This window comes from Neobacillus mesonae (assembly GCF_023715155.1).
Lineage (GTDB): Bacteria > Bacillota > Bacilli > Bacillales > Cytobacillaceae > Neobacillus > Neobacillus mesonae_A.
In genome coordinates this window covers 54,329-78,232 of sequence record NZ_JAMBNQ010000007.1, presented here as the reverse complement: position 1 = coordinate 78,232, position 23,904 = coordinate 54,329, and the positions used below count along the sequence as shown (strand labels likewise).

The window sequence follows — 23,904 nt, the reverse complement described above, 5'->3', positions numbered from 1 at the left end:
CCCCTTATATCTTCAATTCATTTTCAATCTTATTTAATAATCGAGCACTTGCATTTCCATCGTCATAAGAATTAATTTTAGTCAGCATATTTAAAATATCTCTTTCATATTTTTTATCGTTAAACCCATTAATATTTTCTAATAACTCCTGATTGGTTCTTGCGTAAGAATAAGGTAGTTCTTCAATATCAAAATAGAGCTTTCTATCGTTCTTTAAATAGTCTGGCAAATCAGGCATATATAGAAAACAAGGCTTTTTAGTTAATAAGAAACTAAACATAACAGAAGAATAATCAGTGATAAGTACATCTGAGATATACATTAATTCTTGTACATCATCATATAGTGTTACATTTAAAAAATTTTTTGTATTCTTAAATTCGTTAGATAGATTTGTTAAGTGTGGATGAAGTCTTAATAACAACATCCACTTTCCTCCAAATCTAGTTGATAAGGACGTTAAAAGCTCTTGAAATTCTAAATTATATACCGATATATCACTACTTTTCCGAAAAGTTGGAGCATATAACACTATTTTATAATCCTTTGGAATACTTAACCGTTTAAAAATATTATCTTTAATATTCAACTCATCTTTAAATAATATATCGTTTGCCGGAGTACCACACTCAAGTATTTCCCCATCATACCAAAAAGATCTTTTAAAAATTTTTGTACTATATTCACAGCCGGATAGTAAAAGGTCACATTTTAATGAGTCCTTTTTTGCCATTTGTATATATTGTGGAGACAATGATTTTTCTGAATCCTTTTCAATTTGCTTTAATCGTAAAGAGCTATGCCATGTTTGAATATAATATTGACCTTTTCTTTTTACAAATAAATCAGTAGTTCTAAAATTTGTAATAATCACCTTAGATGTACATAGCTCATAAAAATACCTGAGTGTCATTATTTTCACTTTTCGAAAATCCGTTAAATGGGCTTTCTCTTCAATATTATTAAAGGCCCATACCACATCAAAACGGTCCTCAGGATAATTTTTCAAAATATACTCTGTTATATACTTAGGACTATCACCATATTGGCTTCCATAATAACTAAAGAAAAATATTTTATTTTTCTTTATGGGAAAACAGTTAAATAAATAGATGATAGCCCAAGCCAATAATTTTTTTATCAATTGAATGCGCCCCCGTTAAGAATAAAAAAAGCAACCCTTTTTGCAGGGGTGCCACGTCTCATTGAATATACAATTTTTTAAAGCTCAATCTGCTCCAACCCGGAAGGTTGGGATAATAATCTAGATTTCCTTAATAATTTCTCAAATACTAGATATAAAACATTTAAATATGGGTGAAGTCTAAATAATATTAATTGCCTTTTTAATGCCTGATCCTCATTAACAGCCTTTATAAAATTTTCATAATGATTATAAATATATTGTCGTATTTCCTTTCTATATAAACCTTTTGAATCTATTTTTCTATTTCTCAATAAAAGATTGTAATGAATTAAGTTAGTTTTTAACAGCAGCTTTAATGACTCATTTGTTAATTCCCCATAATTCTTTTCAATAAAGCTGTGTCTTTCTTTCAACCCTTTTAAAATATCCAAGTTTCTTACACTATAGGTGGCAACAATACTATCTTCCCGTTGAGCATAGAAATATAATGGATCATGTAGAATAACAAATCTTTTTACCTTTTGCATGACTTGATGAGCCCAAAAAACATCTTCAAATAAAACTCCATTTTTAAATGGAATGTTTTGAATCAAAGATGTTTTGTATAATTTCCCCCAGGCAAAATTTTTCACCTTCTCATTAATAACCAGTTGTTTCATTATTTCCTTATTATCTAAAGTTTCCGGAGTTTCTCCTCTTTTATATACCCTTGTGTCAAACATTAAATATTTTTCATAAGCATAATAAAAGGCTGATTGTACAATATCTGCTTGGTATGTAGTAATCGCATTAACGAGTTTCTCAACCATTGTTTGATCTAACCAGTCATCACTATCCACAAAAAGAGTAAATTCACCGGTTACATATTTCATTCCAACATTTCTGGCATCAGACAGCCCGCCGTTTTCCTTGTGTACTACTATAATTCTATTATCCTTTTTAGCATAGTCATCAGCAATGACTCCACAGCTGTCAGGAGATCCATCATTAACCAAAATTATTTCTAAATTTTTATATGTCTGGGTCAATATACTTTCAATGCAGCGGGACATATATTTTTCAACCTTATATATGGGAACTACTAAACTAACTTTTTGATTCAACTGTCTCAAACCACCTTCATTTTTAAATGGTGAGACAAATTCCTAATTTTTATTTGCCCCTAAATTTTGATTTTGCCATTTAATAAATTCAATCAATGTTTTATATTCTTTTTTATCTATTCCCGATTCCTTTAGTTCTTTCACTAATTCAATTAATTCCTTATCAGGTATTTGGTTTTCTTCATAACGTGCATTTGCAGAAATAATGGCTTTAAGATCAACATCCAGGACAGAGGCAATTTTTTTAATCACCTGAATGGAAGGATTGCGATTCAAGTTCCTTTCAATATTACTTAGATATGATTTTGAAATATTAGCTCTGTCCGCCAGTTCAGATAAGGTCAGTCCCCTGCTTTTTCTTATTTCTTGTATATTGTTTCCTATCATCTAAACATACCTCGTTTATAACATATTAAACTACTTTTTGATTTGATTTCTTATGCATCACCGTATCCTTTATACAATTAATTACTCGAAATTGATCTTCTTCGGTCATATTAGAACCGGATGGTAAACAAATTCCGTTTTTAAATAATTGTTCAGAGACACTATTATTATGCGGGTAATATTTTATCCCTTGGAATACCGGCTGAAGGTGAAGCGGCTTCCAAACAGGTCTTGCCTCGATATTCTCCTCACTTAAGACATGTAATAACTCTTTTACAGATACTCCCGCTGCCTTCTCGTTAATGGTAAGAGTTGATAACCATCGATTGGAATAAGTCCCCACCAATTCAGGCATAAATGTAAAGCCGTGTAAATGACCAAGAGTGTCAAAGTATCTCTTAAAGATCGTTCTTCTAGCTGCAATCCTTTGATCCAACACTTCTAATTGCGCCCTTCCCACACCTGCTAAAATATTACTCAATCGATAGTTAAATCCTATTTGACTATGCTGGTAGTGTGGTGCTGGGTCGCGTGCTTGTGTAGCAAGGAACCTAGCCTTTCTTAATGCTTCAGTGTCATTTGATACAAGCATTCCACCGCTGGAGGTAGTTATGATCTTGTTCCCATTAAATGAATAAATGCCAAATTTACCGAACGTTCCGCTAGCCTTCCCCTTATAAGTGGAACCTAATGATTCTGCCGCATCTTCAATTATGGGGACCTGATACTGATCACAAATTCCAGCAATCTCATCCATCTTGGCACTTTGGCCATATAAGTTAACTACAATAACTGCCTTTGGAAGTGTCCCTTCAAACACAGCATCCTGAAATGCTCTTTCTAATGCCTCCGGCGACATATTCCATGTTTCGGGCTCTGAATCAATAAATACAGGTTCGGCCCCTTGATAAATAATGGGATTGGCGCTCGCAATAAAGGTTAAACTAGAACAAAATACCTTATCACCTTTTTTTACTCCTAATAAAGAAAGAGCCAAATGAATCGCTGCAGTGCCTGAACTAACAGCAACAGCTTCATTGACTCCTGCATAATGGGCAATTTCCTTTTCAAATGCATCCACGTTTGGTCCTAATGGAGCAATCCAGTTTGTATCAAACGCTTCCTTTATATATTTTTTCTCATTTCCGCTCATATGCGGCGGCGAGAGAAAAATTCTGCTTTTATTGACACTATTAGGCAAGTAATTTACCCCCTTCCTGGTTCACTTTCTTAATGACTGCAGGTATTCCGACTGCTGTGCAATTTGAAGGAATGGAATGAATGACCGTTGCTCCAGCTCCAATCACGGACCATTCTCCGATTCTTATATTTGGAATAACGGCGGCACCAGCACCAACAGAAACTCCTTCGCCAATTTCCACAGCTCCTGTTAACGCCGCTCCTGGTGATACATGGGTAAAATCGCCAACCTTACAATCATGCTCAATAATGGCACCTGTGTTAATTATTGAGTGTTTTCCCACTTTACTGTTTGCATTGATTACTGCATTTGGCATTACAACGGTTCCAATATCAATATTGCTGCTAGGACTAATAACAGCCGTATTATGAATCAAGGTAATATAAAGGCTTTCCGGAAAATTTAAATCACAGACAATCTTCTTGCGAATTTTATTATCTCCGATGGCTACGATGAATTTTATTTCATTGGCATACTCAACCAGCTGTTTAGCATATATAATGGGGCCAAAAAATATATTTTCAGACGTTACCTCTTTGTACTTATCATCTAAGTAACCAATAACCTCGAGTCCATCCTGGGCTAATAGCAAATCATTTACGACTTTACTATGACCGCCATGACCTATCACCACAATTTTCATCCATGGCCACCCCTTACAGTAGTTTTTGTACCGGTAAACTGTTCCACTGTTGCATTGCCTGGCTGATTAATCCCTTCCGATTTCATCACTTTGATGACAGTCATAAACAAAATTTTCAAATCTAACATGAAAGAATGGTTATGAACATACCAAACATCTAATTTAAATTTTTCTTCCCAAGTTATAGCATTCCGGCCGTTAACCTGAGCCCATCCTGTAATCCCTGGTCTTACATGATGCCGCTTGGCCTGTTCCAATGAATAAAGCGGAATATACTCCATCAATAATGGTCTCGGTCCTACTAAACTAATATCCCCTTTTAAAACATTAATGAGCTGCGGGAATTCATCTAAACTATATTTCCTTAAAAACTTTCCAAAGGGTGTTAACCTTAAACTATCCGGGAGCAATTGACCTTTGGAGTTCCTTTCATCCGTCATTGTCCGGAATTTATATAAATAAAATGGAGCCTCATATAAACCTGGCCGCAACTGTTTAAAGATGATAGGGGAACCAAGTTTTATTTTTATTAACAATACGATTACCAAAATAATTGGTGACAACCCCACCAATAATAGTAATGAAATAATGAAATCAAAAGCCCGTTTCATTTTATTTGGCACCTTTCGGTTTTGCTCAATTAATTATTTTTCTCTTTTAAAATCTGCTGTTTTATTTCTTCAATCATTTCATTGACTGTCAACCTCTCTTTTTCTCTTCCCATTAAATAAGTACTGACTAAAATTTCTTGGAATTTTTGTTGTGTTAATTTCTCAGATATAGTCAATTCCTTTCCTCCAATAACCAATCACTATTTTTCCATTAAAATACCCTCACTTTTTGAAAAGTAAGGGTCGTCAATAACAGTTTCACTATCATAACCATTCGGATTCTTTTCCTGCCATCTCCATGCATCTTCACACATTTCTTGAATTCCCTTTTCCGCAGTCCATCCAAGCTGAAATTCAGCCTTTGTTGGATTTGCATAACAAATCGCTGCATCTCCCGGTCTTGGGTCAACAATCTTATAAGGAATCTGTTTATTAGATGCCGTTTCAAAAGCTGAAACGGTCTCCAGCACACTATAACCTTTTCCTGTACCAAGATTATATGCCTCAACACCGCTGGAAATGGAAATTTTCTCAAGTGCTTTTAAATGGCCTTTTGCCAAATCTACTACATGGATATAATCACGCACTCCTGTACCGTCAACTGTTGAATACTGGTTTCCGAAGACATTTAATTCTTTTAGCTTTCCAACAGCCACTTGTGTAATATACGGCATGAGATTATTTGGAATGCCATTTGGATCTTCTCCGATAAGCCCGCTTTCATGTGCACCAATCGGGTTAAAGTATCTTAGTAAGGCAATACTCCATTGATGGTCTGATGCATAAAGATCATTTAATATTTCTTCAATCATTAGCTTGGTACGGCCATATGGATTTAGGGCCTTTAACGGAAAATCTTCGGAAATGGGAAACTGCTCCGGCATTCCATAAACAGTTGCGGATGAACTAAAAACCAGCTTTTTCACATTATGTTTTTTCATTATTTCACAAAGGATAAGTGTCCCAGTAATGTTATTATGATAGTATCTAAGTGGAATGTGAACAGATTCCCCAACTGCCTTTAAACCGGCAAAATGAATCACGGCATCAATCTGATTTTCTTCAAATACCTGGTTTAGTTTTTCCTCATCCAATAAATCAATATAATAGGTTTTAAATTCTTTCTTTGTAATTTTCCCTATGCGGTTTATGGATTCTGGCTTACTATTGATTAGGTTATCGACCACAACAATTTCATAGCCATCATTTAATATTTCCACACATGTGTGGCTGCCGATATAACCGGCCCCGCCTGTAACTAGTATTGCCATATTTTTTTCACCTTCTTCCTATCCAATTAAACTATATAATTTTTCAATTTCCTGCTCGTTTCCATAATCAGAAGAAAGAACATTGGATATTAATCTCTCTTTTAGATTCCGGTCTGTTAGTAATGTCTTAATACCCGCTGCAATTCCGGATACCCCTTGATCAGTAATAATCGCATCAATACCATGAATTGCTTGGCTTTTAGCAGTTGGAAAATTAGTAATGACTACCGGTTTCCCTAATATTTGAGCCTCGCGGATGGTAACAGCCTTCCCTTCATACCGGGATGGCTGGACATAAATATCACAAGCTTTTAAGTATGGATACGGGTTGGTCTTTTTCCCCAGCAGGAAAAATCGATCATTCAAGTTCAGCTCATTAATCAAATCCTTTAATTCATTTTCAAGTGGCCCGTATCCAACAACATACCATCCTACATCAAAACCTTCATCAACTAATTCACGGCAGGCTTTAACTGCATTATCTAAACCTTTTGCATGTGAAAGCCGTCCTATCGTTAGTATGGTTGTTCTTCCATTTGTTGTTTTCATGTCATCCAAACGGCTATCCATAGATTGTTTCGAGATTAATGCCGGAGAGAGAATGTTTTCGATTACACATGTCTTTTGTTTAAACTCAGGAAATATTTTTAAAAATGTATTCGCACACTCCTCTGAAACGGCAACAATTGAGTCCAGCTTACGCCACATCTTTGCTTCTAATTTTTGGTTCAGGTAAATATTAGAATAATCCGTGTGAATCCAGCCGATTTTCTTTTTGGCTTTTACTTTTTGCGTAATAAAGTGATGTGGCCACAGGAAACCTATGGCCACATCATATTCTTTATTTAATTTTGGCAGAAGAGGAGTAGTAAATTCCCATCCATATTGAATTTCGAGATAGCCAGGCTCATCTACTCCTCTAAAATCCCCATAAAATGAACCAAAGTACTTTGCCATTGTCCGCGAAACGGCAACTGGAATAAGACCTTTTTTGGCAATTTGTCCTATTGGCATCCGAAACGTTGCATACTGCGGCATTTCTGGTATTAAATTTGGCCCTGATGGAAGAAAAGGAAAGAACTCTCCTTCATGCTTAAAAAGCATTAAATCAACATCGTATTTGTTATAGTCTATATGGCTTAATAGGCCAATAAGACTTCTTTCTACACCGCCAATGGCGAGATCAAAGGAGGTAATCAAAATACTCTTTTTTTCCACTTTCTATCCATCTCCATTTAAACTGCACTTAATCCATATAATTTAAGCCATTCTTGAATATTTTCCTGAATGGCAAATCCCTTACTTTTTACTTGTTGAACTATTTTATTCTTATCTGGCCTTCCAATATTTAAATTTTTCAGGACGGCATCACACCAGACTTCCAAATTTCTATTAAGGTCAACGAAGGAAACCAATCCTAACCCCATATCAACACTTTTGGGGACGGCTTGCGAAAGAACACATGGTGTTCCAGCGCTTTGGGCCTCAATTGTGACAATCCCAAATCCTTCAAATTTAGATGGAAATAAAAAGATATCAAAAGCATTCATTAATTCTGGAATGTCTTCTCGGACACCTAAAAAGCGAATATTATCTTTAATTCCGAGATTTTCTGCTTCGGACATAATTTTGAACTTTAACGGCCCTTCTCCAACAAATAATGCTACAAAACGGGAATCCTTTTCCAATAACTTTTTTAAAACCTTAATAATAAAGAATTGATTTTTTGATTCTGAAAAGGTTCCAACATGACCGATAATAATCTTATTTTCAGAAAGATTAAGCGATTGTAGTAACTTTTTTTTACTTTCTTTATTTACTTTTATAAATTCAATGACATTAATCCCGTTGTTTAAAATAATGTATTTTCTATTTTCTATAACATGTTTGCCAAACAAAAATTTTGCAGCTTCCTCGCTGCAACTGCAATATCTTGTTGCTGAAATTTTTATTATTGCCTGCAGTATTTTTAGAATAATTTTATCCTTGATCTTTGTACCCTTTTGCCAATTAGTACTGTGGGAATGGCATATCCGATTTTGAACCCCGGCTAGCTTTGCAGCAAATGCCGGAAATCCACTTTGATAATCGGTATGAGAATGAACGGCAATATATGGATGCAATTTTAAAATTTTAACTAATTCTTTAATATACTTTATTGGACCTAACTTCCCAAGACTTTGGATTTTAAATATTTTCCCACCTAGCTTTATTATTTCTTCATCATAATCTCCTTGGTCGGGATGATGAACTACAAAATCAAATTGTATCTTAGATTTGTCTATATTTCTATAAACATTCATTATCAGAGTTTCTGCTCCACCTCGATTCATAGCACTAACAATATGTAATACTCTTTTTATTTTTTGCTGTTTCATTTTTTATATCACTTCCATCACCTTAAAGAGTCAAATAATTGCTCTTGTATAAAATATTTAAACTTATTACACTTTCAAAGTAATAGTAAAGAAAATAGCAAATTATAATTCCAAAATAGACAAATCTTTGTTCTTTCTCACGGAATAACTTTACAACCCAAGAAAGTAAGATTAGTTGATATAAGTTAAAGTAAATAGTAAATCTTGCAAATATCCAATTTTGGGTGGATATTATCATAAAAACCAACCCAATTAGAGCCATATTTACAATGTAATCACTTTCAGGGAAAATCTCCCTTAACTTTTCTCTTCCTAGATAAGCAATAAATAATGGCGCTCCATATACAGCAACACGGAGACTACTTGCCCCACCTTCTTCAAAGCTTTGGTAATGACCATATTGAGTATCCTGAATGGTTGAAAATAAAACGGCAGAAAATTTATCGAACCCAATAACAATAAGAACTGAGAACCCCAGAAGAATAAAGGTTGCTTTTGACCACGCTTTATATCGAGCAATAATATAAATTGGAATCAGTACCAATGCACTTTCATGAATCGTCGAAGCTATTAAAACTACTATAGTATATTTAAACCAATTTCCATTTATTAAAAATTTGGTTGTAGTAAAAATAATTGCTGCTGTCATGACCTGTCTTAATCCATTCATCGATACTAAATATAAACCACCGGTTATATAAACATAGGTACTTAGTTCAAAAAATCTGGAGTATTTTAGAAAAACTATTATAATAAGTACATTCGTTATTATAGACGCTGTTAAGATTAAAATTTGAGGATCATCAGATACATTTTTTAATACCTTTTGGAATAACCAAAATCCAACATTTTTCTGATCACTCATTTGGTCCCAGTCAAAATTATTTACCTCAAAAGCATGTTTATAAAAATATGTATCACCAATATTTGACCGTAATCCAGAAACTAATGCTAAAGAAAGTAATGCCCCAATGCTAAGAAGCAAATTAGGTCGATAAATCGGTAATGAGATCATGGAGTTAGGGGTTGCAAAATATCTTGCAAAAAATGAAAAAATAAAAACAATAGCTAGATTCATCCATAGAATGGTCATTTTTTATTTCCTTTCAATGGGGTCAATAACGAGTGCTGAATTTAAATATTCCTTGTTTTAGTATGAATATATAAATACAATAAAAACCCTAATGGAATAGCCAAAGTTGTTAATCCCTTGTAGGGTGTATCAACTAAAAATCTCCAATTTCTTAACATCAAATTACTTGAAACATAATGGATTGCCTGTCTAAATTTGAATGAATTACTTGTATAAGGGAGCTTCATTAGTTCCTTACGATAAAATGAAAATCCATTAGGATTTTTTCGGTACTGCCTCAGCATATTTAATGATGAGCCATCAGGTAAATACTCAACACAGCAAAGGACTTCATTCATTAATAACATCTTATATTGCTGATCAATCTTATAATACTTATAAGCAAGACCAACATATTTTTCATCTTGAAATACAGGGTAAGGATACTTTTTTGTTAACTCTGTTCGATAAACTAACTTTTTATCCCCCGTCACACCATGAAAATAATAAAGATCAAACAAGTTAGATGATTTTATGTTATCTGGAAGTCTGGAGCCAATGATTTCTCCGTTAGGAAATGAATCAAGCCCAATTATTCCACTTACATGTTCACTACCAAATGTACTCCACATGGCAAGAATTTTTGCTACAGCCTGAATTGGCATATAATCATCAGAATCGATACAAACGTTTAATTCCGTTTCTATTAATTGGTATGCAGTATTATGTGCACCATGCATTCCCTGATTTTCTTGATAATGATATATAATTTCTATAATACTTTCATTTATCCATTTTTGAACCAATCCTTTCGTATTATCTGTGGAACCATCATCAATTATTAACCACACAAAATCTTTACAGGTTTGTTTTTTTAGGCTTTCATAACATTTATGGAGACAATATGCCCGATTATAAGTTGGAGTAAAAATCGTAAGTGGCTTCAATTACCTCACCTCAAAATTGCACTATAGTAATCTTGTAATATATTTGCTGTTTGTTTTATGTCATATCCTTCTTTTACCAAGTCCTTACCAAGTTGAATCCTTGGTGTATCTTTCTTAAAATTATTAATCCTCTCAACCCAACCATTTTTGTTGGATAATGGGATAAATTCGACTAAATTTGCTCCTATATCCACCTCTTGGGTAATGGAATCAGAAATGAAGCATGGGAGCCCCGCAACCTGTGCTTCAATTAAGGTAACGGGCAACCCCTCATATAAGGAAGGGAAGATAAAGGCATCGAATCCATTTAACAATTTATCAACATCTCCTCGTACACCTAGGAATTTTACTTTATCTGTTAATTTATACTCCCTTACCTTAGTTTTAATATCTGGAAGTAATGGCCCTGTACCAACTAGAATCAAAACAGTATTTGGGTTCGTTTTAATAACTTCCCTAAATATATCAATTAAAAGCTTGTGGTTTTTTGGGGTAGAAAATCTTCCTACATGCCCCAGTACAAGAGTATCTGTTTCAAAATTTAATTTATCTCTTACCTCGTTTCTTACTTCCTCTGAATACTTAAACTTTCCACATTCAATTCCATTTTTAATTATTTTGGACCTTGAATATTCACCTAAAAACAGCCACTTCGCCGCCTTAGTTGAGCACGCAAGTAAATTAGTTGCGTTAATTAATATGTGTTTCCCTGCATACCATTTGTAGCATTTCGCTACAACATTACCTTCACTGCTTGTACTGTGGCTATGGGATATTCTATTTGGAATACCTGCTTTTTTTGCTGCGCGAAGAACTAGCCCGCTCATTTTATCCATATGGGCATGGATAATTTTGTAATCGTTATGCTTAGAAAAAAACCGATCAAGCTCTTTTACATATTTAAAATGGCCAACATCTGAAACATAAGGAATTCTATAGATTTTTCCGCCCATTTCTTGAATCTCAGAATCAAACACGCCTTCTTTACATGTTAAAAAGTCAAACTGAACTTTTTCTCTATCCATATTACGATACAAATTCATTATAAGGGTTTCGGCTCCTCCTCTATTCATGTTGACCACAACATGTAATATTCTTAATGGACTGCCCACCTTGTTTCCCCCATTTCCGCCATTTCCTGTTTGTAAATTTTACTTTTTTCATCTAGAACCCTGTAAATACTGTATTTGGCATGAATTAGCTTACGTCCCTGAAGCCCAAAGGATAATCGAAGATTCATATTTTCATAAAGCTCTTTTATTCTTCTGGAAAATTCAGAAGGATTGTTATTAATAAGCCAGCCATTGATATTACTTTCAATTAATTCTCTGTGTCCTCTATTATCATTAGCGATTACCGGAAGTCCACAAGACATCGCTTCCATAATATTGACAGGGAGCCCTTCACGTAGGCTTGATGCCACTGCCGCATCGCTTATTTTCAGCAGGTCCACAATATCTTTTCTAAACCCTAGGAAATCAATCATTCTATCAACCTCTAATTTTTTGGCCAAGTCCTGACATTCCTGAAGCAAAGCTCCATTTCCAGCTAATAATAATTTCGCATTTGGCACCTGATCCTTTATTAGAGCCATTGCTTCTATCAATAACTTTTGATTTTTATTCTTATTAAATTCAGCAGCGTAAAACAATAAAAAATCATGGGCTTCATACCCATGACTCTTTCTTAAAATATCTTTTTGTGACTTCTCTATCGGTCTAAAAACTTCTGAATTAACTCCGACACCATGTACATGTTTAATTTCTTTAGCTTTAAAATGGTGATTTTTTGCAAGATGAAAGTCCTCTTCATTAATGGTTATCAAACAATCTGTAAACAACGAAAGAAATCTTTCAATTGGATAATAAAGGAGCCAATTCATCAATGAAGCTCCCTTGCAGAAATGAAATCCATGGGCTGTATAAAGCACCTTTGTGCCAAATTTTCTGCTTTTTCTCGCTGCCATTCTTGTCAAAACCCCGCCCATTGGTGTATGACAATGAATAATTTTATATTCGTTTTTACCAATGATTTTCTTTAGTTCTTTATATGCAGTCATATTCAATGGATGAAAAGGTGTTCTTTGAATTGGGATATTATATTTTTTATCCACATATGGAAGACTCATATCTCCAGCTGCTGCAACATGAACCTCCCATCCTTGCTCTTTAAACCATTTTAAATATGGTAAATGAAATGCTTTAAAATGATAATCTACTGTAGCACAATAAAGTACTCTTTTTTTCATTATAAACATCCATCCTATCAATAGTCTCCAAGTCCGACAGCCGGTATGATCGGTTTTCTAACTCTCATGTCCCCACCCCTTTAAACGGATACTGATAATTTTGGTTTATAATTTGCAAGCCATAAAAGTCTTTCTCGGACTTCTTCCTTTTCTAACATTGAATAAGTTGAGATGATTTCTTCAATTTCCTTCATATATAATTCAGATGTTTTTCCTATATATATTTTTGGATAGATTTGCTGATCATGAACCTCATCTTCTTTTAATAATTCCTCAAAAAGCTTTTCACCAGGTCGTATTCCGGTAAAATCAATCCCAATTTCTTCTATGGAGTTGCCGGAAAGTTTGATAATATTTTTCGCCAAATCCACAATTTTTACCGGATCTCCCATATCCAATACAAATATTTCCCCGCCCTTTGCAAGTGCCCCTGCCTGTAAGACCAGCCTTGAAGCTTCGGGAATCGTCATGAAATATCGAACCATATCAGGATGTGTTACAGTAACAGGACCCCCTTTGGCAATCTGTTTCTTAAAGAGAGGGATCACACTGCCTCTGCTTCCTAGGACATTTCCAAAGCGAACAGTAACGAATTTCGTAACGCTTTCTTTGTTCATGTCCTGGATGATCATTTCAGCAAGCCTTTTGGTTGAGCCCATGACACTTGTTGGGTTAACGGCTTTATCCGTGGAAATCATAACGAATGTTTTTACCCCATTCCAGCTGGCAGCTTTTGCGACATTCATTGTCCCCATCATATTATTTTTGATGGCCTCTTCTGGATTCTCTTCCATCAACGGAACATGTTTATGGGCAGCAGCATGGTATATCGTCTCAGGTTGATACAAACTCATAACTGACATCATTTTTCTTGCATCCTGTATGTCTGCTATAACAGGGACAAATTTAATATTGGTATGTTTGTAGTTTTCTCTTAATTCCATTTCAATGGAATAGATGCTATTTTCTCCATGACCCAGCAAGATAAGTATTTTAGGGTTAAAATTTGAAATCTGGCGGCATATTTCTGAACCGATTGACCCGCCGGCCCCTGTTACCAATACAACTTTATCTGTGATGTTTTCGGAAATACTCTCCATATCTAATTCAACTGGTTCCCTGCCAAGTAAATCCTCTACCTGGACATCACGAAATTGATTAACCTCTATTTTTCCGGTCATCAAATCCTCAAGTTTCGGAAGAATTTGCGTTTTCGCCTTTGTTTTGGCACATTCTAGAAAAATCGTATTTAATTCCTTTTTACTTAATGATGGAATGGCAATGACAATATGATTTATCTTTAAATTTGAAACAGCCATTTCAATTTCATTAATTCCGCCTACAACAGGAATACCCAAAATATCAAGCTTATGTTTCTTTTTATCATCATCAATAAATGCTACAGGTAAGAGGTCTGCATTTTTATTATTTAATAATTGCCTGACAACCATTGTTCCAGCAGATCCTGCTCCAATAATTAATGTTCGCTTTTTATTATCGATTTTATAAAGATGATGATCTCTCAGCATTCTCCAGCAGAAACGTGATCCCCCAATTAATGACATATTCAGCAGCCAAGTCACACTTAGTAAGCGAAAGAAAATTTCATGAAGAATGAGCTGCTGCACCAATCCCGCTATTAGAATGGATAAAGTAACTACTTTTAAAATGCTTAATAATTCCCCAACACTGGCATATTCCCATGCTTTAATATAAAGATGGAATTTAAACGATAGGATATAATGACTTATTAAAATGACAATTGAACTGACTATCATTTGGGGTGTAATAACTTGAATCGTGCCATTTACTAAAAATCTGCTTATAAAAATAGCTGTTACAACGATAAAAGAATCCAGTAATATAAATAAAGAAATTCTTTGCCGATAAGTCATAGAATCCCCCCTTATTTTAAAGATTTATCTGACTGTAGTTACTCTTTCCATTTTTGCTTGAATAGCTTGTTCTAATAGTTTGCTAATTTCAATCAGCTGATCTTTCGTAGCATCTTGTTTAATGTACCTTACTGCCTTTTTGATGCATTTAGGATAATCGTCAAAATTCCTCAATTTCTCACTTCCTTAAAAAATATTAATCATGTGCTTTATAGAGAAAGCACATGATTAATATTTTTTATTAAAATCGGGCATCTAACCCGTCCTCACATCACACTCTTGACGACCTGCGTCTAAGGTCTATCGTATAATAGACCCACAGCATGACCGAGTGCCTCCATTGATAGTGGAAAGGAGACATCTCCTAAATCTTTAAGAAAAACACAAATGTGCCTAATAGAGAACATAAACACTAAAAAAAATTTATACCTTCACTATTGATTTAAAATAACACCTATTAATCTTGATTTGGTGAATTCAATCATTTCTTTCGCTTCAGCCGCTTTTTGTAATTTCGTTTTACCATTTCTAACTACCAATATGACACCATCACTGATGCTTGATAACAGCTTTGTATCAGGTAGCTTTAGAAGGGAATTAGAATCAAATAAAATAACATCATAAGTTTCTTTTAATGTTTCCATCAATTCCTTCATCATCTTTGAGCCTAGTAGCTCAACAGGATTTTTCGGAACAGCACCACTGGGAAGAAGATCTAACCTCCATATTTTCGTATGATAGACAACCTCTCTAAAACTCATTCTCCCTGTCAAAACATCCGTCAACCCTGTAGAATTAGACGTATAAAAGAATTTGTGTAAGGAAGGGTTTCTTAAATTAGCGTCAATTAGAAGTACCTTTTTTTTCTGCTGAGTCATCGAAACAGCAATATTTGCTAATATAGTTGACTTCCCATCCCTTTCTTCAGGTGATGTAACTAAAAATGTCTGTGTTTTTTTAGATACTAGGAAGTTTATATTTGTATGAATCATTTGAAATTGATCGGCTAATGCAGATTCAGGGTAATGATAAGTTACAAAGGGGGGGTTTTTTTTCCCAAGCTTTAATATTTTTTTATTTGTAATCAACTGTTTCCCCCCTCATTTTTACTTCTAATTTACTTGTTTTGGCTGCCTTTTTTACATTTCTATTATTAATTTTCGGTACTCTTCCCAAGACTGGTATACCTAATAATTCTTCAATCTCTTTTTTTGAACGAATTCTGTCGTCTAATGTCTCTAAAAAGAAGGCTAGCCCTATCCCAATAACTAGACCACCAATTATCCCATAAAACACCTTGTTTTTGTTTTCTGGGTTAATTGAAACTGAATTCACCTTTGCCTTAGATAAAATTTGTATATAATCCTCACCAACAATTTTGGGAACTTCTTGTCTAAAAGTCTCCGCAGTTGTATCAGCAATTTTTGCTGCCATTACGGGATCTGTGTCAACAACGGTTATGCTAACTACCTGGGAATTTTCTAGGCTGGCTACTGAAATTTTATCTGCCAGTTGATCAGACGTTTCTTTTAATCCTAATTTCTTAATGACAATGTCTAAAATAGAGGAATCTCTAATTATGACCTGAAGGGTCTTTCTTGATTCGCCATCCGCTCCAATAATGATTCTGGTTGAAGAATTATACAATGGTACTACTGTTGCTTGATCTAAAATGTAACCAACAAAACTAGCGATAAAAATCGTTATTACAATAACCAAAAACCGCCTTTTGATTATAAGAAACAATTCTTTTAAATTTATGTCCTTGGCTCTCCTTTGATCTGCACTTCCCATCCTTTGTAAATTACTCATTAAACCACCTTTATTTAAGAATTTTTTGATAATTTTATTCTAAATAAAGAACGTGCAAGGCTAAAAAATAGAGGTTTAATAAACCTTTAGATCGTTCTTTTTACTCTTATATTTTAGTTCATTATAACGAACAAGTCAACTGTTTTTCATGAAAAAAGTCCCATTTATACACTTACTTCTAATTGCTTTTGAAGTAAACGACTAAACAAACCTCTTTTTTCACCTGCAAGCTGACTAAACTGTCCCTGTTGAACAATTTTTCCTTGGTCTAAAACCACCACTTGATCTGCATTTTTTATAGTTGATAAGCGATGGGCAATAACAATAATGGTCATTTTTCCCTTAAGCCTCTCAAGTGCTTCCTGAATCTTAAACTCATTTTCGGTATCTAAGGCACTAGTAGCCTCATCCAAAACAAGAATAGAAGGTCTACCTAAAATAGCTCTTGCAAGTACCAACCTTTGCCTTTCCCCACCCGATAATTTTATCCCTCTGTCTCCAATTAGTGTATCTAAACCATTTGGTAATTTCCTTACGAATTCAGAAGCTGCGGCAAATTCTAGTGATTCCCATATTTGCCCCTCACTAGCGTCTTTGTTAATAATTAATAAATTCTCGCGTATTGTAGTATTAAATAAAAATGGATCTTGTGGGACATAGCTTACTAATCGTCTTAATAATAATAAATTTTCCTTATTTAAGGATGTACCATCCATTATTATTTCGCCGCTTTCAGGCTTATTCAGACCCATTAATATATCAATCAAAGTGCTTTTTCCTGCACCAGATGGACCGGCAATGGCCGTCATTTGATTCACTGGTATTTGTAAATTAATATTTTTCAATGCATACTTGGGTAGCTTTTCGTTGTATTGAAAAGATATGTTTTTGAACTCAATTGCTTTTTCAAATTTAATAGCTTTAATTTTTTGCAAGTCTTCCACGTTTAATTCCTTGGCTGCAATACATTGATTCTGCAAATCAACTAAAGCTTTAAAAGATGGTATAATTGAGCTCAATTGTTCTAAATTTCCTTGAATCCCTGAAAATCTTGGCCACAATCTTGAAAATATAACAATTATCAGCATTAATTGTGCTGGCTGGGCTTGGAGCATTTTTACAGATAAAAATACGAATATTGCAATTAATATAAAAGAAACCACTTTATAAATAAGTTGTGAATAGGTTCTTAATCTCACAAAGTCAATAATATTGTTTTCTATTTTCCTGCTTAATTTCAAAAACCAGGATAAATGTATTTCCTCGAGCGTGTTACCCTTAATATCTTTTATACCATTAAAATGGTCAGTTATGACTGCTAAATAAGCCTGTGATAACTTCAGTGTATGGTTCCCGATTGTATTAGACTTCTTAATAAATCTTCTTGAAGAATAAATGAGTGCGATTCCAAAAATTAAAACAAAAATAGTAATTTTGGCCGAGAGCCAAATAGATACCCCAATTTGGATTATTGAGAATATTACAGAAGCAATGAATTGTAAAAATAATTGAATTCCACTACCCACTCGGGCAATTTCAGTCGACATTAAATTGATAATATCCGATTTCCTTTTTGATAGAAAAAAACTCCAATTTGCTTGTAAAAGGTTTTTGTATGTTTGTTCCCTAAGATACCTTAAAAATCCGTGCTGAATTTTTGCATTTAATATCAATTGTTGCTGTTGAAAAAAACTTTGAACAATCATTAATAAAACATATACTCCTAATATAACCACCAGGCTTATTGTTTCAGGTAAATCTTTAAATATACCTATTATCCATGAGATTACTGATGAATCATTTGAACTAAGGTTTATAATATTTGTGTGACTAATTAGAGGAATTAGTAAAAATATACCAACGCTTTCAAATAAACCGATTAAAACCATGCCAATAAGATTTACATAGAGGATCTTCCCGGAAAAAGAATGAATTTGCTTTGTAAAATAAAGGACATATTTCATTATATTAGCCTCCTATTGAAATGCATGGCTTTTGGATTTCCTCCATACCCATAATAAGGGGCGCAAGGGAAAATATAAAAAGTGCAGTAATTTAGGCAATGGCAAAGTTTTTGCGTCATCTGGATATGGATAAAGAAAACTAAGAATAAAGAAAGTTCTTTGTTGAATTGACATTAACGAAAATAGGTGATGTTTATGGTAATTGGATACATCCAATGGAACCGGATTTGTATGTAAATTAACCATTTTCCTAAAATAAAAGACTGCCTCTTGAGCTAAGCGTCCTGGTTTATTCCCTCTTATAAAGGGGATTACATTTTTATTAAGTGGTGTTTTTAGTAATGCTGCCGCTAGTAATAATGATTGCCCGCCAATATGTTGATAATGATAATGTTTTAAATGTATATAGGCTTTATTCCAATCAGGTTTAGATTTTACAATTCTATCTATGTCAACTAACCAACGAAGGCGTGACCAGCCGTGACGACTGCCATGAGTTACTAGAAATAAGAATAAATCCTCAACTCCCAAAAAGAAGATAGGATTGGTAGTAATTGTGCTTCGTTTCCTTCTTTCCCACAGCTTATTAAAAGATGGCTCACTTCCGGGACCCGGATTTAATCGCCAATGCACCTCCATTTTTATACCTTTCTTCGGGTGATAAAAGGTAATATGATGATGCCTCCATTTCCAGTCATTTAACACTGTTTCAATATAGTCATCTTTTTCAAATCCATAGTTGATTAATAAATCCTCCATTTTTTTCAAATCTTTGATTGGAATTATAATATCAAGGTCTACTGAAGTCCTTAAAGAGATGTCTCCATATAGTTCATATGCCAGGATTGGTCCCTTTAGAAAAATAACTGGAATTTGATTTTCTGAGCACATATTGTTTATCTGTTCCATTTCTGAACATAAAAATAACATTTGAAATGTGTTTTTTTTATATAATTGGAAAAGTGATTGAATAATATAAGAAGGTATTAATTCACAATTAAACTGTTTTAATCTTGAATAAATAATTGGATAAATTCTATGATGAACCGCTAATTTTAAAAATAAATCCCAATTAATTTTTTGATATTCCCCAAGAAGTAAAGTTTCTATAACCTCTCGATTTTTATTTCTTAATATTTCTAACAAAAATTTTAATTCATTAGGCACTGTTTTAAGGTCTAAAGAGAAATTATGATCCATGTCTTTCTCCTTCATACTCGGATAATCTTTTAGCAAACTTTCCAACCACGGTAAATTTCTCCATTCCATCTGCACCCGTTATATAATACGGTCCGCTGCGAAGCCAGGCATGGGCAGTCATCTTTCCGGAATCATCTTTCCCGGTTCCTAAATATAAAGTACTTTCAATCTTCCTTCTTTCAAGCATTTTCATCGCTGCAATTGCTTTCACTAAACATTTACTTTCCCAAAATGTATGACGGCTCATTATGTGAACAGCTTGGGATACACTCTTTAAGATTTTTATGTCAGTATTTCCACTTGAGAAAGAAGTTTCATCCATTGACCTACCCAATTTTGGTACAATTTTATGAAATGGCATTTTTTTAAAAATATTGGCTAACCCAAGAAATAGGAAAGCCTCTAAAAGCATAAGCTTTGTTTTCCATCCAAATGTGATAAATAGTTTTACCTTCTTCATAAAGAACAATTAGTCCTTTCAAAATTTAATTAATCTTTTAAAGTAATTTTTATTCAATAATAACTAATCCTTCTTTTTTTAATTCCTTTAGAAAGGTAATAACCTGCTGCTCACAGTCATCATGCCCCACATTATATTCACTTGTTAAATGATCTATCACTTCTTTGATAGACTTTGGTTTACTAATTAGACTCCAGATTTCTCCTCCTATTTCTCCTAAGTTATAGTATTTACTGTTCTTGATACTCATTAACACTTTTTCTCCATCCATATCAGCAGCAATATTTCCTTGACTTTGTGATATGATGCTATTATATGAGATATTTTGCACCTTTAACATTCAACATTCTCCTTGGTAATAGATTCTAAAATTAACGAAACTAAGTGGTTTGCTGTAAATGTGGAAATTGGGCGTTGTAATTGAAAAAAATCAATTTGATCAATAATTTTTGCAGAACTGGTAAAGTGCCACTCCATTAAATCTAATAATTCTATTAAAAAATTCCGATAAGTATGTGCAAATAAAGTTTGCAGGCGTTCCATCCCATTAATTCTACGATAGTTTAGTTCATCATTCTCTGATTTAATTAATTCGATTATGCCTGCTAATGGTACCGGCTCTGAGTTAAAGTTTTCTAAAACCGGTATAGCAAATTTAGTTTCTCTTTCTATAATTGGGCGAAATTGGCTAGAATCCATCCCAAATTCATTTAAACTTTCTTTCCAAAGCTTTTGTTGAGGATACGAAGGAGTAACTATTGGCACATGATTCTTAGATAATGTCACAGCTATTACATCATCACTTAACAATTTATAACCTTTGTTGATAAATGCAGAGGCAAGAGTTGACTTCCCTGCACCTGATTCCCCGATAATAGCATAGGCTTTTCCCTCTATCTCTATCGCACTTCCATGTAATGGAATTATTTTTTTCTGAATTAACAATGCTCCCATACAAGTTCCTAGAATGTAGAGCCTAATCTTATCTAAATCTGCTCCATTCATAGGCGAAACCAAAATTTCATTGCCATTCTTTATACAAAAAATAGCAGTCTCTAAAATTTTAAATAAAACAAGATCTTCTTTAACCCTGAAGGTCTCATTATCAAAAAGTAATTCGTCCCATTCTTTTGATAAATCCTTTATTTGCAAAGTAACATCAACATTATCAAGCTTCCCTTTCACTATGTCTAGTTCTGGAAAAATAATATCACTTACTATATTTAATCCAAAAGCTTTGTAGAATACCCTCTGGCTAACTCTAATCATTTATACACATCCCAGTAATTCAATAATGAGTTTTTAGAAAGCCCTTATACCGTCCAAGACTGTATAAGGGCAGATTACCGCAACATTTTGATTAGCTAAAAAGGTGTGCTTCTTCACCATCAAATGGATCTCTTACTGTAAGATCAACGCCTCCATTATTTGCTCCTAGCATTGTCATACTAATATTAAGTACTTCTAATTCTGGTTTTTGCCATTCCTTTTTCATTTTCTCACCCCCTCTCATGTCAAATTTTTTATAAAACGATAGAAAATTAAACTTCGCATTATTACTCTAAATTCTGGATCAAAAGCATAGTCACTACGAGGATTTGATTCAAATTTTACTAATAGATTCTTCAGTAATTCAATATTTAGAAAGCTTGAAATAATAGGGTCTTGAACCATATGATGAAGTTCTTCCATATATGGTTTCCATGAGGGCATTATACGATGGACCCAATCTGCCCCCTGTATTCCACGAATCCTTTGGTTTAGTCTAACTTTATCAGGTAACAAATTTTTTGTTGTTCTCCTTATCAATGAACGGTTAAAACCGTTTTGTACATATTGATTTTCTGGTACTGCTAAGCAAAATTGAATTACCCTTACATCATTAGTTGGATCTCGATTCCATAATGCATAGCGAAGTGATAATTTTGTAGCAGCCGTTCCAGACGCATTCCTAAAATACTCCCTTAGGAACCACTCTTTTCTAGCCTCATAGCCGTTTATATTAGAAGAGTTGGTAATATCTATGTTATATTGTTGTAGTTTTTCAATTATGTTGAGATCCTTTGCAAATTTCTCATTAATAATTATTGGAAATTGAAATGAATTTCCTGATTTAAAGTTAGTAAAAATTGATTGTAATGTGTTTTTTCTAATTGCAGAAAAAATTCTCTTTCTTCCTGCCCCTGTATTTTTACTATGTAATTTTATTTCATGCTGTAGCTTTATCCATCTGCACTTTTTTAATAAGATAGAATAGTATTCAATTGCAGGACCCCAGGAAATTGTAAAATTACCACCAGCCCCATTAAGTAATACACCAACACCATAATCATTAGCTTTTACATAAGTTTCTCTTAACCAAAATGAGTTTTCAAAGAACTTATATGGCATTTCCATTATTTCTAGCCAATCATCTATTTCTGTTAAAGGACTTTTTCCATCACAGTCTAAATATTTAGCATCAATATTTCCCAAATGATTTACGATTGAATTAATGTATGGCCTCTCATCTGCTATTCTATATTGTGGAGTGAAATCATTAAAATCTTCTGTTGGAATATAACTGAATGAATACAATTTCTTATTTTCTTTCCTTAAAGTATTTACTGCAAAGCCAGCAACAGTGCTTGAGTCTAAGCCACCGCTAAGCTGGGCACCTACATTTTTATGAGTTCTAATTTTTTCATTTACTGCGATTTGCAAAACTTCACGTAATGCTTCCTCATACTCTCCATTTGACTTGAATCGCAGTTTTTTTTCAAAATCTATTACCCGAAACTTTTTTAAGGTAACATTTGATTCCTCAATTAAAATGATATGGGATGGAGGTATTTGTGCAATATTTTTATAAATCGTAGTAGCAGGTTCTGCAGAATCTATCATGTCTGGAATGGCTAAAAAGTCTGCCAACCAATTTTCGTTCAATTGTTTTTCAACAAACGGAAGCGTAAATAACGGTTTTATTAATGTGGAAAAAGCAACATGCTGTTGATTCCTAATATAATAAAGAGTTCTAGAGCCTGAAAAATCCCTTGCTCCAAATAATCTATTCTTATTAGCATCCCAAATCATAAAGGCGAAATCGCCAACTAAAAATTCAGGTGCCTTTTCTCCCCATTTATAATAAGAAAGTAATATTAGCCTGCTATCTGTTATTGTTTTTCTATCTTCCCGCTTTACTTGCAGCCTTTCAAATAATTCATCACGATTGTCAATGATTGCATCTGCTGTGATGGTACACTGAGTTTCATAATCATAATATGGCAATTTTTCTCCGATAGATTCCGGCGTAATCCATTGAGCAAGACATCCCAAAAAGACATTATCCTTACTCCAGACCTGAATATCATCTGCCGGAAATTCCTGCAAAGACTTTATTAAACTTTTACTATGCTCTACTAGAACCGGCTGTTTGTTAAAATGAACAATCCCAGCAATTGCACTCATTACTTCACCCTATTCCCTGAAGCTCCATATTTAGTTACACTAGCTCAATTATAAGTATTTGATGTTGTTTTTATAAGAATTATATTGTTCTTTATTCAGAACACCTTATTAATAAATT

25 protein-coding genes are annotated in these 23,904 nt (G+C 33.8%); all 25 read right to left on the bottom strand.

Annotation, left to right across the window (positions count from 1 at the left end; translation table 11 throughout):
- Positions 1-4 precede the first annotated feature (4 nt).
- Positions 5-1,144, bottom strand: a complete 1,140-nt coding sequence (locus tag M3183_RS08990; RefSeq protein WP_251468661.1) for a CDP-glycerol glycerophosphotransferase family protein — start codon at positions 1,142-1,144, stop codon at positions 5-7.
- A 77-nt stretch (positions 1,145-1,221) separates the two neighbouring features.
- Positions 1,222-2,250 (bottom strand): glycosyltransferase family 2 protein, encoded by a 1,029-nt coding sequence (locus M3183_RS08985; protein WP_251468659.1) that lies wholly within the window; start codon positions 2,248-2,250, stop codon positions 1,222-1,224.
- Positions 2,251-2,292: 42 nt separating this feature from the next.
- Positions 2,293-2,637 (bottom strand): helix-turn-helix domain-containing protein, encoded by a 345-nt coding sequence (locus tag M3183_RS08980; RefSeq protein WP_251468656.1) that lies wholly within the window; start codon positions 2,635-2,637, stop codon positions 2,293-2,295.
- Positions 2,638-2,662: 25 nt separating this feature from the next.
- Positions 2,663-3,790: a DegT/DnrJ/EryC1/StrS family aminotransferase gene (locus M3183_RS08975; protein ID WP_251468804.1), complete on the bottom strand. Its 1,128-nt coding sequence runs from the start codon at positions 3,788-3,790 to the stop codon at positions 2,663-2,665.
- Between the two features lie 40 nt (positions 3,791-3,830).
- Positions 3,831-4,481, bottom strand: coding sequence for an acetyltransferase (locus M3183_RS08970; RefSeq protein WP_251468654.1), 651 nt, complete (start codon positions 4,479-4,481; stop codon positions 3,831-3,833).
- Positions 4,478-5,092 carry a sugar transferase gene (locus M3183_RS08965; RefSeq protein WP_251468652.1) on the bottom strand — a complete coding sequence of 205 codons (615 nt, stop codon included), beginning with the start codon at positions 5,090-5,092 and terminating at the stop codon, positions 4,478-4,480. Before M3183_RS08965 ends, M3183_RS08970 begins: the two co-directional genes overlap by 4 nt.
- A 29-nt stretch (positions 5,093-5,121) precedes the next feature.
- Positions 5,122-5,268, bottom strand: coding sequence for a hypothetical protein (locus tag M3183_RS08960; RefSeq protein ID WP_251468650.1), 147 nt, complete (start codon positions 5,266-5,268; stop codon positions 5,122-5,124).
- Between the two features lie 24 nt (positions 5,269-5,292).
- Positions 5,293-6,363, bottom strand: a complete 1,071-nt coding sequence (galE, locus tag M3183_RS08955; RefSeq protein WP_251468648.1) for a UDP-glucose 4-epimerase GalE — start codon at positions 6,361-6,363, stop codon at positions 5,293-5,295.
- An 18-nt stretch (positions 6,364-6,381) separates the two neighbouring features.
- Positions 6,382-7,581, bottom strand: coding sequence for a glycosyltransferase (locus tag M3183_RS08950; RefSeq protein ID WP_251468646.1), 1,200 nt, complete (start codon positions 7,579-7,581; stop codon positions 6,382-6,384).
- Between the two features lie 17 nt (positions 7,582-7,598).
- Complete coding sequence (locus tag M3183_RS08945) at positions 7,599-8,741, bottom strand: glycosyltransferase family 1 protein (RefSeq protein ID WP_251468644.1); 1,143 nt, start codon at positions 8,739-8,741, stop codon at positions 7,599-7,601.
- Between the two features lie 22 nt (positions 8,742-8,763).
- Entirely contained in the window at positions 8,764-9,834 is a 1,071-nt protein-coding gene (locus tag M3183_RS08940; RefSeq protein ID WP_251468642.1) for an EpsG family protein, read from the bottom strand.
- 41 nt (positions 9,835-9,875) lie between these two features.
- The gene (locus M3183_RS08935) at positions 9,876-10,760 is read right to left on the bottom strand and encodes a glycosyltransferase family 2 protein (RefSeq protein WP_251468640.1); all 885 of its coding nucleotides are present in this window, start codon (positions 10,758-10,760) and stop codon (positions 9,876-9,878) included.
- 5 nt (positions 10,761-10,765) lie between these two features.
- The gene (locus M3183_RS08930; RefSeq protein ID WP_251468638.1) at positions 10,766-11,872 is read right to left on the bottom strand and encodes a glycosyltransferase family 1 protein; all 1,107 of its coding nucleotides are present in this window, start codon (positions 11,870-11,872) and stop codon (positions 10,766-10,768) included.
- Complete coding sequence (locus M3183_RS08925; protein WP_251468636.1) at positions 11,857-13,008, bottom strand: glycosyltransferase family 4 protein; 1,152 nt, start codon at positions 13,006-13,008, stop codon at positions 11,857-11,859. The genes M3183_RS08930 and M3183_RS08925 overlap by 16 nt, the downstream gene beginning before the upstream one ends.
- 80 nt (positions 13,009-13,088) lie before the next feature.
- Positions 13,089-14,903, bottom strand: coding sequence for a polysaccharide biosynthesis protein (locus tag M3183_RS08920; RefSeq protein WP_251468634.1), 1,815 nt, complete (start codon positions 14,901-14,903; stop codon positions 13,089-13,091).
- Positions 14,904-14,927: 24 nt separating this feature from the next.
- Positions 14,928-15,077 (bottom strand): hypothetical protein, encoded by a 150-nt coding sequence (locus tag M3183_RS08915; RefSeq protein ID WP_251468632.1) that lies wholly within the window; start codon positions 15,075-15,077, stop codon positions 14,928-14,930.
- A gap of 260 nt (positions 15,078-15,337) precedes the next feature.
- Positions 15,338-15,991: a CpsD/CapB family tyrosine-protein kinase gene (locus M3183_RS08910; RefSeq protein ID WP_251468630.1), complete on the bottom strand. Its 654-nt coding sequence runs from the start codon at positions 15,989-15,991 to the stop codon at positions 15,338-15,340.
- Positions 15,978-16,715: a YveK family protein gene (locus tag M3183_RS08905; RefSeq protein WP_251468629.1), complete on the bottom strand. Its 738-nt coding sequence runs from the start codon at positions 16,713-16,715 to the stop codon at positions 15,978-15,980. Before M3183_RS08905 ends, M3183_RS08910 begins: the two co-directional genes overlap by 14 nt.
- A gap of 164 nt (positions 16,716-16,879) precedes the next feature.
- Entirely contained in the window at positions 16,880-18,679 is a 1,800-nt protein-coding gene (locus tag M3183_RS08900; protein ID WP_251468628.1) for an ABC transporter ATP-binding protein, read from the bottom strand.
- A 12-nt stretch (positions 18,680-18,691) separates the two neighbouring features.
- The gene (locus M3183_RS08895) at positions 18,692-19,879 is read right to left on the bottom strand and encodes a nucleotidyltransferase domain-containing protein (protein WP_251468803.1); all 1,188 of its coding nucleotides are present in this window, start codon (positions 19,877-19,879) and stop codon (positions 18,692-18,694) included.
- Positions 19,869-20,339, bottom strand: a complete 471-nt coding sequence (locus M3183_RS08890; RefSeq protein ID WP_396953708.1) for a lasso peptide biosynthesis B2 protein — start codon at positions 20,337-20,339, stop codon at positions 19,869-19,871. Before M3183_RS08890 ends, M3183_RS08895 begins: the two co-directional genes overlap by 11 nt.
- A 49-nt stretch (positions 20,340-20,388) precedes the next feature.
- Positions 20,389-20,679, bottom strand: a complete 291-nt coding sequence (locus tag M3183_RS08885; RefSeq protein ID WP_251468626.1) for a lasso peptide biosynthesis PqqD family chaperone — start codon at positions 20,677-20,679, stop codon at positions 20,389-20,391.
- The gene (locus tag M3183_RS08880; RefSeq protein WP_251468625.1) at positions 20,673-21,608 is read right to left on the bottom strand and encodes a phosphoenolpyruvate carboxykinase (ATP); all 936 of its coding nucleotides are present in this window, start codon (positions 21,606-21,608) and stop codon (positions 20,673-20,675) included. Before M3183_RS08880 ends, M3183_RS08885 begins: the two co-directional genes overlap by 7 nt.
- 91 nt (positions 21,609-21,699) lie before the next feature.
- Positions 21,700-21,834 (bottom strand): paeninodin family lasso peptide, encoded by a 135-nt coding sequence (locus M3183_RS08875; protein WP_251468624.1) that lies wholly within the window; start codon positions 21,832-21,834, stop codon positions 21,700-21,702.
- Between the two features lie 14 nt (positions 21,835-21,848).
- Complete coding sequence (locus tag M3183_RS08870) at positions 21,849-23,786, bottom strand: asparagine synthase-related protein (protein ID WP_251468623.1); 1,938 nt, start codon at positions 23,784-23,786, stop codon at positions 21,849-21,851.
- Positions 23,787-23,904 lie beyond the last annotated feature (118 nt).

Coding starts and splice junctions, on each gene's coding strand:
- M3183_RS08895 (WP_251468803.1), bottom strand. CDS start 19,879: ATGGATCATAATTTCTCTTTAGACCTTAAAACAGTGCCTAATGAATTA.
- M3183_RS08870 (WP_251468623.1), bottom strand. CDS start 23,786: ATGAGTGCAATTGCTGGGATTGTTCATTTTAACAAACAGCCGGTTCTA.
- M3183_RS08880 (WP_251468625.1), bottom strand. CDS start 21,608: ATGATTAGAGTTAGCCAGAGGGTATTCTACAAAGCTTTTGGATTAAAT.
- M3183_RS08900 (WP_251468628.1), bottom strand. CDS start 18,679: ATGAAATATGTCCTTTATTTTACAAAGCAAATTCATTCTTTTTCCGGG.
- M3183_RS08940 (WP_251468642.1), bottom strand. CDS start 9,834: ATGACCATTCTATGGATGAATCTAGCTATTGTTTTTATTTTTTCATTT.
- M3183_RS08905 (WP_251468629.1), bottom strand. CDS start 16,715: ATGAGTAATTTACAAAGGATGGGAAGTGCAGATCAAAGGAGAGCCAAG.
- M3183_RS08885 (WP_251468626.1), bottom strand. CDS start 20,679: ATGTTAAAGGTGCAAAATATCTCATATAATAGCATCATATCACAAAGT.
- M3183_RS08965 (WP_251468652.1), bottom strand. CDS start 5,092: ATGAAACGGGCTTTTGATTTCATTATTTCATTACTATTATTGGTGGGG.
- M3183_RS08970 (WP_251468654.1), bottom strand. CDS start 4,481: ATGAAAATTGTGGTGATAGGTCATGGCGGTCATAGTAAAGTCGTAAAT.
- galE (WP_251468648.1), bottom strand. CDS start 6,363: ATGGCAATACTAGTTACAGGCGGGGCCGGTTATATCGGCAGCCACACA.
- M3183_RS08875 (WP_251468624.1), bottom strand. CDS start 21,834: ATGAAAAAGGAATGGCAAAAACCAGAATTAGAAGTACTTAATATTAGT.
- M3183_RS08980 (WP_251468656.1), bottom strand. CDS start 2,637: ATGATAGGAAACAATATACAAGAAATAAGAAAAAGCAGGGGACTGACC.
- M3183_RS08975 (WP_251468804.1), bottom strand. CDS start 3,790: ATGAGCGGAAATGAGAAAAAATATATAAAGGAAGCGTTTGATACAAAC.
- M3183_RS08890 (WP_396953708.1), bottom strand. CDS start 20,339: ATGAAGAAGGTAAAACTATTTATCACATTTGGATGGAAAACAAAGCTT.
- M3183_RS08945 (WP_251468644.1), bottom strand. CDS start 8,741: ATGAAACAGCAAAAAATAAAAAGAGTATTACATATTGTTAGTGCTATG.
- M3183_RS08925 (WP_251468636.1), bottom strand. CDS start 13,008: ATGAAAAAAAGAGTACTTTATTGTGCTACAGTAGATTATCATTTTAAA.
- M3183_RS08920 (WP_251468634.1), bottom strand. CDS start 14,903: ATGACTTATCGGCAAAGAATTTCTTTATTTATATTACTGGATTCTTTT.